Raw genomic sequence first — 12,718 nt, forward strand, 5'->3', positions numbered from 1 at the left:
AGTAGAAAAGCAGAAAGCCCCTAAGTCGTTGCGACTTAAAGGCTTTCTGCTTGTTCGTTGTACGCCCGAGAGGATTCGAACCTCTGACCTTTGGTACCGGAAACCAACGCTCTATCCAACTGAGCTACGGGCGCGTCGGGAGGCCCAAGATACGGAGGCCGGGACCGGCGGCAAGGGGACGGTCGTTGCAAGACCGCGTGAACCAGCCCGTCGCGTCTCCACGCGCACACGACAGGGAGTTGCGGGCGGGTTCACGGTGCACGCGACCACAATCCCCTAGTCTACAAGGCTTCGCACCCAGACGCCCGTGCCCGTCCGCATCGCCTCCGTCGACCCCGGATCGCTCGCCGAGACGCTCGGCTGGGCGCCGGGCGACCAGATCCTCGCCATCAACGGCGAGCCGGTCGAGGACGAACTCGACTTCCGCTTCAAGACGTCCGACGAGCGGCTGACGCTCCGCGTCCGGACGGGGGGGCAGTTGGCGGAGGAGACCGTCGAGAAGGAGCCAGACGCCGGCCTCGGCGTCGAGCTGGAGGAGTTCCGCATCAAGACCTGCGGCGACGACTGCGTGTTCTGCTTCGTCGACCAGAACCCGGTCGGCCTCCGCGACACGCTGTACTTCCGCGACGGCGACTTCCGGATGTCGTTCCTCTACGGCAACTACATCACGGTCACGAACCTCCGCGACCGCGACCTCGAGCGGATCGTCGAGCAGCGACTCAGCCCGCTCTACGTCTCGGTCCACTGCACCGACGACGACGTCCGCGCCGAGATGATGGGCCACCGGACGCTCCGCGACCGGCAGGGCGAGAAGCTCCGGTTCCTGGCCGACCACGGCATCGAGCTCCACGCGCAGATCGTTCTCGTCCCGGGCTACAACGACGGGGCCCAACTCGTCAAGACGATCCTCGACCTGTACGATTTGGAGGAGCAGCTGTACTCCGTGAGCATCGTCCCTGTCGGCCTGACGGCGCACCGGAGGGCGCTCACCACGCTCCGGCCCGTCTCGCCGTCCGAGGCGCGGCAGCTGGCCCGCCAGGTCGCCCGCTGGCAGGACTACTTCCGCGAGCGGATCGGCCGCGGGTTCGTCTACCTCTCCGACGAGGTCTACCTCCTCGCCGGCCTCGACTTCCCAGACGAGGAGGCCTACGACGGCTACCCGCTCATGGAGAACGGCGTCGGGATGAGCCGCGACTTCTTGGACGAGCTGGCCTTCCAGGCGGAGGACCTGCCGGACGCGTTGCCCGAGTCCAGGCGAGTCACGCTCGTGTCCGGGACGCTCACGGCGCCGCTCCTCCGAGACCGCGTCGAACCCGTGCTGCGAGGGGTCGAGGGGCTGGATGTCGAGGTCGTCGCCTGTGAGAACCGGCTGTTTGGCGAGGTCGTGACGGTGTCGGGCCTCCTCAACTTCAAGAGCTTCCTCGCGGAGCTCAAGCCCCGCGCCGCGGCCGGCACGCTCGGTGACCTCGTCGTGCTGCCGCCCGACTGCGTCAACTTCGAAGGGCTCTTCCTCGACAACCGCCCGGGCCAGATGACCCCCGACGACCTGAGCCGCGCGCTCGGCGGCGTGGAGGTCGTGGTGTTCGACGGCGATTGGGGAGCGCTCGTGGACCGGCTGGCGGACCCTGTCGCGGCGTAGGTGAATCCCGGCACGGTCGCTGCTCGTTGAGGGCCTCCGCTTCGATCCCGCCGTGACTGACCCCGAGATCCAGACCTCCGCCGTCCCCACGTCGGCGCCGCCGGCCGCCCCCGTCGCCTCGACACCGACCGAGGCCGACGCCATCGTCGACGCGTGGCCGTGGGCCCGGCCCTCCCGACTCACGGGCTGGCTGGAGCGGAACGACTTCCACCCGCTGCTGACGGCGTTCCTCGTCTTCGTCGCCGCGTTCCTCCTGTTCCAGGTCGTCGTGGCGCCCATCGTGCTCGCGATCGGAGTGGTCTGGGACCTCTCGCAAAACGGGGGAGGGGAGCCGCCCGACATGACGGTGATCCTCGAGCAGCTGACCACGAACGGCCGGCTCATGATGATCGCCAACACGGTCGGCCAGCTCGTCGGGTTCGGCCTGTTCGCGTGGGTCGTGGCGAAGCTCCACTCGCCGGACGCCCGCGAGTACCTCCGGATCCGAAAGCCCGACGGACCGGGGCTCGGCCTCGCCGCCGTCGGCTGGGCGACGCTGTACCCGGTCGTCCTGTGGACCGGCCAGCTCAACGAGCGCGTCCCGATGCCCGATTGGCTCCACCAGCTGGAGCAGCAGCAGGTGGATTTGTTGGAAGGTCTGCTCCTGGGAGGTGACCTCTCGACGATGTTCCTGTTCGTCGCGCTCGCCCTTACGCCCGCGATCTGCGAGGAGCTCCTGTTCCGGGGCTACCTCCAACGGCAGGTCGAGCGGGGGTGGGGGACGGCCGCGAGCATCGTCCTCGTGGGTGTCCTGTTCGGGCTGTACCACCTCCGCCTCAGCCAGGCGATCCCACTGTCGCTCTTGGGCATCTACCTCGGCTTCGTGGTGTGGGCGACGGGCAGCCTGTGGGCCGGGTTTACGGTCCACCTGCTGAACAATGGGTTCGCGGTGCTCGCTTCAGCGGTCGTCCGCGATTCGCCGGAGATGGACCTGGAGAGCCTCGAGTCGATGGGGGTGCCGTGGTATGTTGGCCTGCTCGGGATCGCCCTCACGGCGGCCGTCGTCAAGGCCCTGCTCGCTCGGCGCCAGTCCCTCGTCGGGACCACGGCCGACGCGAGGCCGGTTGAAGCCGAGCTCGTCCCCTCTCCTCCGACCTCTCCTCCCGTCCTCTCATGAAAGAGCCCGCCAGCACCCCCCACGACGACTCCCCCGACGAGCGGAGAGGCCGGACCTACGAGGGCTGGGTCTCGGTGTTCGAGTGCTCCACCGACTTCGAGGCCGACCTGGTGCGCGATCGCCTCGACGAGGAGGACATCGCCGCGGTCGTCCTCACGCAGCGCGACCACTCGTTCAACCTCAACGTCGGCGACCTCTCGCCGGTCCACGTCATGGTGAGGCCGGAGGACGAGGCGGCCGCGCAGGAACTCCTCGACCGCGAACCGCTCACGGACGAGGAACTCGAGAGGGCGGCGCTCGACGCCGACGTCCTGGCGCCCGACGCGCACGACCCCATCTCGGAGGCCCGGCTCGATTCCGGCATCGACGAGATCAGCCTCGACGTGCCCGAGGAGGAAGAGGACGACGAGGACGCCTAGGTGTCGAACTTCGCCCAGCGCGTCCTGACCGGGCTGGTCGGTGCCGCGCTCGTCGTCGCCGCGGTCCGGGCGGGCGGCTGGGTGTTCGCTCTCTTCATCGGGGGGGTGGCGCTGGCGGCCCAGTACGAGCTCTACCGGCTCGTCCGGGCCGGCGGCGTGAAGCCGCTCATCGGGTACGGGATGGCGCTCGGCGCCGTCGCCACGCTGTGGCCGCTCGTGCCCCGAGCAGGGCTGATTCTTTCGGCTGGCCTGGTCGGCCTCCTGTTCGCCGTCCTCTACCTGCGCCGCGAGACGCCCCTCCTCGACGCGGCGGGGACCGCGTTCGGCGTCCTGTATCCGGCCCTCCTCGCGAGCAGCCTCCTCGTCCTCCGATTCGCCGAGGCGAGCGGACTCGACGAGATGGAGCGGTTCTGGCTCACCACGGCCGTCCTCTTCAGCGTCTGGGGAGCCGACTCGTTCGCCTACCTCGCGGGCCGTGCGTTCGGCCGGACGCCCCTGTTCGAACGGATCTCCCCGAAGAAGACCTGGGAAGGCGCGGCGGGCGGCGCCGTGGGCGCGTTCGCACTCGTGGCCGTGTTCAAGCTGACGGTCCTCGGCACGGCCGTCTCGTGGATTGACGTCATGGCGATCGCCGTCGCCAGCGGGGTGCTCGGACCGTTTGGCGATCTGGCCGAGAGCCACTTCAAGCGGTCCGTTGGAGTCAAGGACTCGGCGGCGTGGCTGCCCGGGCACGGTGGACTGCTGGACCGGATCGACGCGACGCTCGTCGCGGTGCCGGCCGTCGTGCTCTACTTCGAGCTCACGCGGGGGCTGCTCTAGCCCGCGCCGCGCTGCGTCATTCGTCCGCCTCGGTGAGGAGCCCGAGGCGGACGAGGTTTGGGCCAGATGCGTCCCTGAGACGTGGGGCTGGATTGTGAATCACACGTTGGATGCCGCGGTGCGGAAACACGCGATGCCGCACCGCGTCAAAGCGATTGATCCACTCCGCCCTCATGCCTCGCCTGATCAAACGCTACGGGAGCCGCAAGCTCTACGACACCACCGACAGCCGCTACGTCAGCCTTGAGGAGGTGGCCGGGTTCGTCCGTTCGGGCGAGCGCGTCGAGGTGGTCGAGAACAAGACGGGCCAGGACGTGACTGCCGCGGTCCTCACCCAGATCATCTCTGAGGAAGGCCGCAACGGTCGCGGATTGCTCTCGCCCGGGTTCCTCCACGACCTCCTCCGGGTCGGCGAGCGGGCCCTCAAGGCCGGCGAGAAGGCCGTCGAGAGTGGGCTCACGCAGGCCCGCCGCGGCGTGGACGACCTCACCACCAAAGCCGTCGACCGGATCCGCCCCGGCGGACTCGTCGGCGAAGTCCGCGACGAGATGGACCGACTCCGCGCCCGCCTCGACGGGCTCGAGCGCTCTCTCTCCGAGCTGGACGACGACACGAAGACTTCCGACCAGTAACCCCCCGGACTCCGTCCGAACAGCCCCCCAACCCCCATGGCTACCACGACCACCCAGGACCTCCAGAAGGAGATCAAGAAGACCGCCGACACGGCCGTCAAGACCGCCAGGACCACCGTCGAGTCCGTCCAGCGTGACCTCACCGAGGCCGCGGGCGACGTGCAGGACGCCGCGCACAAGGTGTTCCTCGCCGGCCTCGGCGCCCTCGCGATGGCCGAGGACGAGGGCTCGAAGGCGTTCAAGAAGCTTGTCAAGAAGGGCGAGAAGGTGAAGCTGCCCGGCCTCGGCATGGACCGCGTCCGCGCCGTCCGCGCTCAGATCACTGGCGAGGCCGAGAAGGCGGCCGACGACGTCAAGGGCCGCGTCAGCGACGCCCGCTACTTTGCCGGCGAGAAGGCCGACCAGGCCGAGGCCCAGCTCAACGACACGGTGACCACTGTCATGAAGCGGCTCGGAGTCCCGACGCGGACGGAGATCTCGGAGCTCACGGCGAGCGTCGAGCGCCTCACGGCCCAGATCGAGCGCCTCAAGGAGGAGCGTGTCGCCTCCACGACGCCCACCCTCGAGGCAGTCGGCGGCGGCTGGTACGAGATCCGCCTCGGCGACGTCGTCGTCGAGAAGGTCCAGGGCAAGGACGAGGCGGAGAAGTCCCTCCTGCGCGTCCAGGAGCAGCGCGCGTAACCTCCCGCTCCGACTTCCGCCAGCGGGCGGGCGCGGACCGACCGTGCCCGCCCGTTGTCTGTCCACTCCCCCGATCCCATGCAGCTCACCGATCACCACCGGACCGGCTACGTCGGCCTCGCGCTCGCGGGCGGCGGCCCCGAGGGCGCCATCTACGAGATCGGCGTCCTCCGCGCGCTCGACGACGCCCTCGACGGGCTCGACCTCAACGACGTCCGGGTGACGGTCGGCGTCTCGGCCGGCGCCTTCGTCGGCGCGTCGCTGGGGAACGGGATCACGACCGCTCAGCTGGTCCGGTCGGTGGTGGGGGAGGAGCCGACGGAGCACCCGTTCCGTCCCGAGCTCTTCCTGTCGCCGGCGTTCCGCGAGTACGCCCGCCGCGGGCTGAGGGTGCCGCTGCTCGCGTGGGACGCGCTCCGCGAGGCGCTCGACGACCCGAAGGGAACGGGCGGGTTCCTGTCGTCGCTGGTGGCCCACCTCGGGCGCGCGCTTCCGGTGGGGGTGTTCGACAACACCCCGCTGCGGGAGTATCTCGAGGCCTTGTTCTCCGTCCAGGGTCGGACGAACGACTTCCGTCGACTCCGCAACCCGCTCTACGTCGTCGCGACGGACCTCGACTCGAGCGAGACGGTCGTGTTCGGCTCCGAGGGGGCGGACCACGTGCCGATCTCGCTCGCCGTCCAGGCCTCGACGGCACTCCCGGGGCTGTACCCGCCCGTCGAGATCGAGGGCCGCCACTACGTCGACGGCGTGCTCAACAAGACGGTCCACGCGTCGGTCGCGTTCGGCCACGGCGCGGGCCTCGTCCTGTGCGTCAACCCGATCGTCCCGGTCGACACCGCGCGGGCGGTCGCCGATGGGGCCATGCGTCGCGGCCGGCTCACGGACCGCGGGATGCCCGGCGTGATGAGCCAGACGTTCCGGACCCTAATTCGCAGCCGGATGGACACCGGCATGGCCGCCTACCGCGACCGCTACGTCGACGCCGACCTGCTCCTCTTCGAGCCGCGCCGCGACGACTACCGGATGTTCTTCACCAACGTGTTCTCGTTTGCCTCTCGGAAGGAGGTGGTCGAGCACGCCTATCGTTCGACGCTGGAGCAGCTCCGCGACCGCGCCGACGAGGTCGGTCCGGTGCTCGAGCGCCATGGCCTCCGGCTCCGCGAGCACGTCCTCGCCCGGAAGCGCTTCGACGTCTGGGAGAGCGTTGGCCTGGGGGGGGACGAGCCGCTGATGCCGTCGACGGTCGCCACGCGCGACCTCCGCGACGCCCTCGCCGACCTCGACGAGTGGCTGGGCTGAGTCGCCGAGGCGGGCGCCCTAGGCGTCCGCGATCCGGAGGTGATCGACGATCCGGCGCACGCCGGGGACGCGGCTGACGAGCCCGAGCACGTCCTCGCGCACCGCTGACGACGGGAGGGTGCCGTAGAGCGACACGGCGCCATCGTGGACGTAGACCGTCAGCCCCTTGACGGGCAGCCCGCCAGAGCGGACGCCGTCGCGGATCCGCCGCGCGACCGACTGGTCGGCCGTCGTCTTCGCCCGAGCCGCCTGGTGGCGGTCGACGAGGGCGCGGAGAGCGGGGGGGAGGCCGTAGCCGAGGACTTGGGCGCTGGCGGACAAGGGCGTGTGGGATGGGCCATCGGATCCCTCGGCAAGCGACGTGCCAGGGCGTGCGCAGCGCCGTGGTGTCGTCGATTCGGGCACGCGAGTCCCATCCCCGCTCCGTTTCGAAACGCCGGCGTTCCGTCGGTCCCGGCCGCGCCCGCCTCGGGCAGCCGGTGGTCCGACCTAGAACCCGAGGCCGCCGCCGCTGCCAAAGCCGCCCGTGCGGACCGTCGAGTTCGGCACGTCGAGGCGGAGGAAGTCGCGGAGGAACCCGCTCTTGACGTAGAGCGACACGGCGAACAGCTTCGTCACGCCGATGGGCTGCCAGTTGATCGCGAGCTCCCAACAGTGGAGGTCGCGCCGGAGCCCGAGCCGCGTCGTCGTGATCTCCATGGACGTGAGATCGACGCCGGTGCTCCCGGTCAGCGACCAGTTCTGCGTCAGCCGCGTGTTGAACTGCGACACGTCGAGCGTCGCGAGCGTCCGCCCGTCGCTGACCGCCGTCGGGGCGGTCCGGTTGATCGTGATCCCGAGGGCGACCGACCAGGGCGCTGAGTAGTCGACGTAGCCCACAGCCGCGCTCCGTGGGAGGATCGAGCTCGGGTCGTACGGGTCGCCCGGAAGCGGCGGGCTGTACACCGGACGGACGTCCGTGGCGCCCGAGCGGCGGGCCGACTGGAAGGTCCGGCTGATCTGGACGTTTGAGTTCGTGAGCCGGAGCGGCCGGCCGTTCGTCTCGAAGTACGTCACGGGCGAGGCCGTCGCCAGGGTGTCGACGGCGTAGGCTGAGAAGTTGGCGCTGCCGCTGGCGTTGAACCCGTAGGCCGTCGTCGTGAACCGCGCGGAGACGGGCCGGATGGGCTGCTGCTCCGCCGCGAAGTTGTACCCGCCCGACAAGCTCAGCGAGAGGAGCTGGTTCGTCTGGCTCCGCTCCTCGCCCGTCGAGTCGACGCGGACCGTCCGCCCCACGAACGTGTTCTGGACCGACAGGTTGAGCGCCCGCGTCGGGTCGGTCGGGATCGTCGGGTGGATCGCGTAGCGGCGCGTCCGGTTCGTGGAGTCTACCTGGACCTCCTTCACGAACCCGAACGCGGCGTAGTCGGGCTCGAACGAGAGCGACGCCTGCGGCGTGACCGTGTGGCGGATCCCGTCGAGCGCGCCGATGCGGATCGGGAAGGTCCCGTACAACTCCGTCGAGGCCGACGCGCTCAGCGCGAACCGGCGGACCGGCGTGAACCCCGGGTCGCTCGTCGTCACCACGCGGTTCAACTCGGACTCGAACGTCTGGACGACGGCCTCGTCGGCCCAGGTCTCGGTGAACGTGAGCGTCGGGCCGAACGTGAGGTTGTAGCGCGGGACCGAGAACGAGGCGTTGATCGGGACGGTCTGGACCACTTGGTAGTCGAACCGCCGCGTGTCGCAGGCCCGGTCGTCGGGGTCGGCGCAGGTCGCCTCGGCGAACGCGCTGGGGCTGAACAGCGCGTCGAGGGCGGAGACCCCGGTCGAGTCGCTGAGCGGCTGGTAGGCGAAGGCGTTCTGGGCGTTGGCGGTGTAGCTGAAGCTGATCTTCTCGTACCACCGGTCGTCGCGGCCGGAGCGGAACGGGAAGCGGCGCTGCTGCGAGAACGACACCTGCGGGAGCGTGGCCGTCGTCCGGTTGTTGGCAAAGTCCTGGAACGCCTGGACCGACGCGTTTAGCGACCGCCCGACGCTCGGCCACTGCTGAGCGTACGACACCGACGACGAGGTCGACGCCTGGAGCTGGTCGCTCACGTTGTCCGACGCCAGCCGCTGGCTGACCGACTGGAGGTTCACGCTCGCCGTGAGCCGCTGGCCCGCCGGGAACGACTGGTTGTGGCTCCACCGGAGCCCGACCGGCGTGCGCGGCGCGTAGTTCGGGTCCGTCGGCTCGCCCGTCACGATCCGCCCGTACTGGAGCCCGACCTGCCCGCTGTAGGCGTAGCGCTTGTTGTACCGGAACTGCCCGTCCAGCTGGAACGAGCCCTGCGTGCCCACCTTGCCCGTGAGCTGGGCGTCGAGGTAGTCGCTGATGGCCCAGTACCAGCCGACGTCGTCGAGAAAGATCCCGTACGCCGAGTCGCGGCCGTAGCGGAAGGGGAGGGGCCCGCTGCGCCGGCCCTCCGCCGCCGGGAAGTAGCCGAACGGGAGAATGAGCGGCATCGGCACGCCCAGCAGCTTGAGCTGGACGGGCCCCGTGAACACCCGCTCGCCGTCGACGACCTTGATCCGGCCCGCCTCGACGGCGTAGTGGGGGTGGTCGAGGTCGCACGTGGTGTAGGCCGCGTCCTGGGCGAACACGACGTGCGCGTCCTGCTGCTTGAGGATGCCGCCGAGGAGGTAGCCGTCCTCGATCTGCGTCCGCGCGCCGGTCACGCGGCCGCGGCGCGTGCGGAGGTTGTAGACGACCTCGCGGCCCGAGAACTGGCCCTCCTCGCCCTGGAACTGCGGGATGCCGACCTCGCCGGAGTCCGACGGCACACCCGACGCCCGCAGCACCTCGCGCGCCGATTCGTAGTCGACGCGGCCGGCCGAGATCTGCGCGCCCTCGTACTCTGTCTGCACGTTGCCGAAGAGCGACACCACGTCGCCCGGACCGTCCGGCTCGGCCCCGCCCCGAGGCGCCAGCGTCACGCGGAGCGAGTCGGTCGCGATGTAGCGGACGGCCCGGTCGAGTCCGCCCTCCGCGGCCGGGGCGCGGGGGACGGGCAGTGCGATGGGAGGCGCTGGGGTCTCCACCGTGTCCGGCGCCGCCCCCGTGTCGGTCCGCGGGACGACCGAGGCGGGCGGACTCGTGAGCGAGTCGGTCGGAGCGGCCAGCGTGTCCGCGACGGCGGGTGTTCCTGCCTGAGCCGTGTCGGGGACGACGACCTGGGCGCTGGCGGACGCCGCCAGCAGGAGGGCCAGAAATGGGAGGAGGCGGACCACGGGACCCGAACGGTCGCCGCGGCGGCTTCGTGCGCCCATGGCCGCGCTAGGCCGCGTCGTCGATGTGCTCGAAGACGAGGCGGGCCGCGCCGAGCATCGCCACGTCGTTGCCTCGCGTCTCCTGCACGATCTCGATCCCTTCGCAGAGCGACGGCATGGTCCAGCGCTTCATCGCGTCGCGCGCCGGGTCGAGCAGAAAGTCGCCCGCCCGCGACACGCCGCCGCCGACGACCACCTTCCGGATGTCGAGCAGGTTCACGATCGAGCCGAGGAGGACGCCCAGCTTGTGGCCGGCCCAGGTGAGGACCTCGCGCGCGGCCTCATCGCCCGCCAGCGCGGCCGCGTGGACCCGTTGGGGGGTCACGTGCTCGAGGTCGCGGCCCGACGTCGCGTAGAGGTTCGTTTCCCGGGCGAGGAGCTGATAGCGCGCGTGCCGCGAGAGGAACTTCTGCCCGAGGTAGGCCTCCAGCGCGCCCGCCACGCCGGTCCGGTCGTAGGGCCCCTCGTAGTCGATGGTCATGTGGCCGATCTCGCCCGCGGCGCCAGTCGTCCCGCGGAACAGCCGGTTGTCGACGATGATGGCCCCGCCGACGCCCGTCCCGAGCGTGACCATGATGAACGAGTCGAACGGGACGCCGGCCCCGTAGAACGCCGAGCCGAGGGCCGCCGCGTTCGCGTCGTTCTCGGCGATGATCGGGCCCCGCACCTCGATCCCCGCCTCGGCCATCCGCGGGCCGATGTGGTCGGCGAGGCGGACCCGCTCCCAACCGGGGATGTTCGGGGGCTTCGTCACCGTCGTCCGGTCCATCGACACGACGCCCGGCACGCCGACGCCGATGCCCTCGACGTGGCCGTGGGCCTCGAACCCCTGCACGACCCGCTGGACGCCCTCCACGATCCGGTCGAGCACGCGCTCTGGGCCGTGCTCGGCCTCGGTCGGCAGCGTCGCCTGTCGGACGATCCCGTCGGTCCGCTCGACGAGCGCGACCTTGAGGTTCGTCCCGCCGAGGTCGACGCCGACGGCGTATTCCGGGGTGGTCTCGGGCATCTACTCCGACGCTTCGACGCGGTAGACGCGCTCGCCGGGGCGGCGCATCCCGTACTCCTCTCGGGCCACCCGTTCGAGCGTCACGTCGTCGAGGCCGGCGTCCAGCCGGGCCTCCAACGTCTCGTTCTCTTTGGCGAGCCGCTGGTTCTCGACGGTCAGCCGGTCGAGCTCGTGGGCGTAGCTCGCCCGGCGGTACACGCTGTGGCTGTCGAAGAACGCGACCCAGAGTCCGAGCCCGATCACCCCGGCGATCAGGACGTTCCGGCGAAAGCGCTTGCTCATGGCGACGGGTGGGGGGATCCCTGAAGGTAGCGAGGACCGGCGGGGCCGCCCACCACGGTCGCCCGGTCTAGAACCGGAACGCCTCCATGCCCGGGTAGATCGCCGCGTCGCCGAGGAGCTCCTCGATGCGGAGGAGCTGGTTGTACTTGGCGAGGCGGTCGCTCCGCGAGGCCGAGCCCGTCTTGATCTGGCCGCACCCGCAGGCGACCGCGAGGTCAGCGATCGTCGTGTCCTCGGTCTCGCCCGAGCGGTGGCTCATGACCGAGGCGTAGGCGTAGCGGTGGGCGAGCTCCACGGCCTCCATCGTCTCGGTCAGGGTCCCAATCTGGTTCGGCTTGATGAGGATGGCGTTGGCCGTGTCCTCGTCGATCCCCCGCTGGAGCCGCGTCGTGTTCGTCACGAACAGGTCGTCGCCGACGAGCTGGATCTGCTCGCCGACGGCCTCGGTCAGCGCGGACCAGCCGTCCCAGTCGTTCTCGTCCATGGCGTCCTCGATCGAGATGATCGGGTACTCCTCGACCCAGCCGGCCCAGAACTCGACCATCTCCTCCGACGAGAGCTTCCGGTCCGGGTCGGACTTGTAGAAGACGTACTTCCCGTCCTCGTACATCTCCGACGCGGCGGGGTCGAGCGCGATGTAGAGGTCCTCGCCGGCCTCGTAGCCGGCCTGCTCGACGGCCTCCAGGATGACCTCAATGGCCTCCTCGTTCGAGCCGAGGTTCGGGGCGAACCCGCCCTCATCGCCGACGGCCGTCGAGTACCCCTTCTTCTTGAGGACCGCCTTGAGGTGGTGGAACACCTCGACGCCCATCCGGAGGCCCTCCGAGAACGTCTCGGCGCCGACGGGCATCACCATGAACTCCTGGAGGTCGACCGAGTTGTCGGCGTGCTTGCCGCCATTGATGATGTTCATCATGGGCACCGGGAGGCGCCGGGCGTTGGCGCCGCCGAGGTAGGCGTAGAGCGGGAGCCCGGCCACGATGGCGCCGGCGCGGGCGGCCGCCAGCGACACGCCGAGAAGCGCGTTGGCGCCCAGCTTCGACTTGTTGTCGGTCCCGTCGATCTCGAGCAGCGCGGCGTCGAGCGCCGGCTGGTCGAGCACGTCGAGGCCGATCACCTCCGCCGCCAGCGTCTCGTTGACGTTATTGACGGCCGTGAGGACGCCCTTGCCGAGGTAGACGTCGTCGTCGCCGTCGCGGAGCTCGACGGCCTCGTACTCGCCGGTCGAGGCGCCGGAGGGCACGGCTGCGCGTCCCACGGCCCCGTCGTCGGTGATCACGTCGACCTCGACGGTGGGGTTGCCCCGGCTGTCGAGGATCTGGCGGGCGTGGACGGAGGCGATGACGGACATGGCGGGTCGGGGGAGGGGAGGGCCCCAAGATACCGGCGACGCCCGCCGGAGTGCCCAACGAGCCACCGTTTCGATACGCGGAATGCGGGCCGACTCCCTCCGCCTAGGCGCCAAGGGGGGCGGGACGAGGCACCAGC

General features: G+C 70.3%; 12 protein-coding genes and 1 tRNA gene. 7 read left to right on the top strand and 6 right to left on the bottom strand.

Annotated elements, in window-relative coordinates; all coding sequences use genetic code 11:
- Positions 1 to 60: 60 nt before the first annotated feature.
- Positions 61 to 134 (bottom strand) — tRNA-Arg (locus BSZ37_RS12880).
- Positions 135 to 307: 173 nt separating this feature from the next.
- On the opposite strand from BSZ37_RS12880, the gene BSZ37_RS12885 reads away from it, so the two are divergent.
- From BSZ37_RS12885 to BSZ37_RS12915, 7 genes are all read left to right on the top strand, one after another.
- Positions 308 to 1,639: a DUF512 domain-containing protein gene (locus BSZ37_RS12885; protein ID WP_095510938.1), complete on the top strand. Its 1,332-nt coding sequence runs from the start codon at positions 308 to 310 to the stop codon at positions 1,637 to 1,639.
- Between the two features lie 52 nt (positions 1,640 to 1,691).
- On the top strand, positions 1,692 to 2,795 hold the full coding sequence (locus tag BSZ37_RS12890) for a CPBP family intramembrane glutamic endopeptidase (protein ID WP_095510939.1): 1,104 nt from the start codon (positions 1,692 to 1,694) through the stop codon (positions 2,793 to 2,795).
- Complete coding sequence (locus BSZ37_RS12895; protein WP_095510940.1) at positions 2,792 to 3,214, top strand: putative signal transducing protein; 423 nt, start codon at positions 2,792 to 2,794, stop codon at positions 3,212 to 3,214. The genes BSZ37_RS12890 and BSZ37_RS12895 overlap by 4 nt, the downstream gene beginning before the upstream one ends.
- A complete protein-coding gene (locus tag BSZ37_RS12900; protein WP_095510941.1) occupies positions 3,215 to 4,033 on the top strand; it encodes a phosphatidate cytidylyltransferase in 819 nt (272 codons plus the stop codon). It abuts the gene before it with no gap.
- A gap of 173 nt (positions 4,034 to 4,206) precedes the next feature.
- Positions 4,207 to 4,665, top strand: coding sequence for a polyhydroxyalkanoate synthesis regulator DNA-binding domain-containing protein (locus tag BSZ37_RS12905; RefSeq protein WP_179299626.1), 459 nt, complete (start codon positions 4,207 to 4,209; stop codon positions 4,663 to 4,665).
- 36 nt (positions 4,666 to 4,701) lie between these two features.
- Positions 4,702 to 5,346, top strand: coding sequence for a phasin family protein (locus BSZ37_RS12910; protein ID WP_095510943.1), 645 nt, complete (start codon positions 4,702 to 4,704; stop codon positions 5,344 to 5,346).
- Positions 5,347 to 5,424: 78 nt separating this feature from the next.
- A complete protein-coding gene (locus BSZ37_RS12915; protein ID WP_095510944.1) occupies positions 5,425 to 6,648 on the top strand; it encodes a patatin-like phospholipase family protein in 1,224 nt (407 codons plus the stop codon).
- 18 nt (positions 6,649 to 6,666) lie between these two features.
- On the opposite strand, the gene BSZ37_RS12920 is transcribed toward BSZ37_RS12915, so the two are convergent.
- The 5 genes from BSZ37_RS12920 to eno form a co-directional block, all read right to left on the bottom strand.
- Positions 6,667 to 6,969: a BON domain-containing protein gene (locus tag BSZ37_RS12920; protein WP_179299627.1), complete on the bottom strand. Its 303-nt coding sequence runs from the start codon at positions 6,967 to 6,969 to the stop codon at positions 6,667 to 6,669.
- 168 nt (positions 6,970 to 7,137) lie between these two features.
- Entirely contained in the window at positions 7,138 to 9,900 is a 2,763-nt protein-coding gene (locus BSZ37_RS12925; protein WP_095510946.1) for a putative LPS assembly protein LptD, read from the bottom strand.
- A 46-nt stretch (positions 9,901 to 9,946) separates the two neighbouring features.
- A complete protein-coding gene (locus BSZ37_RS12930; RefSeq protein ID WP_095510947.1) occupies positions 9,947 to 10,948 on the bottom strand; it encodes an ROK family protein in 1,002 nt (333 codons plus the stop codon).
- On the bottom strand, positions 10,949 to 11,230 hold the full coding sequence (locus BSZ37_RS12935; RefSeq protein WP_095510948.1) for an FtsB family cell division protein: 282 nt from the start codon (positions 11,228 to 11,230) through the stop codon (positions 10,949 to 10,951).
- Between the two features lie 67 nt (positions 11,231 to 11,297).
- Positions 11,298 to 12,581, bottom strand: coding sequence for a phosphopyruvate hydratase (gene eno, locus BSZ37_RS12940; protein ID WP_095510949.1), 1,284 nt, complete (start codon positions 12,579 to 12,581; stop codon positions 11,298 to 11,300).
- Between the last annotated feature and the right edge of the window lie 137 nt (positions 12,582 to 12,718).

The sequence above is a fragment of the Rubrivirga marina genome (assembly GCF_002283365.1).
Classification (GTDB): Bacteria; Bacteroidota; Rhodothermia; order Rhodothermales; family Rubricoccaceae; genus Rubrivirga; species Rubrivirga marina.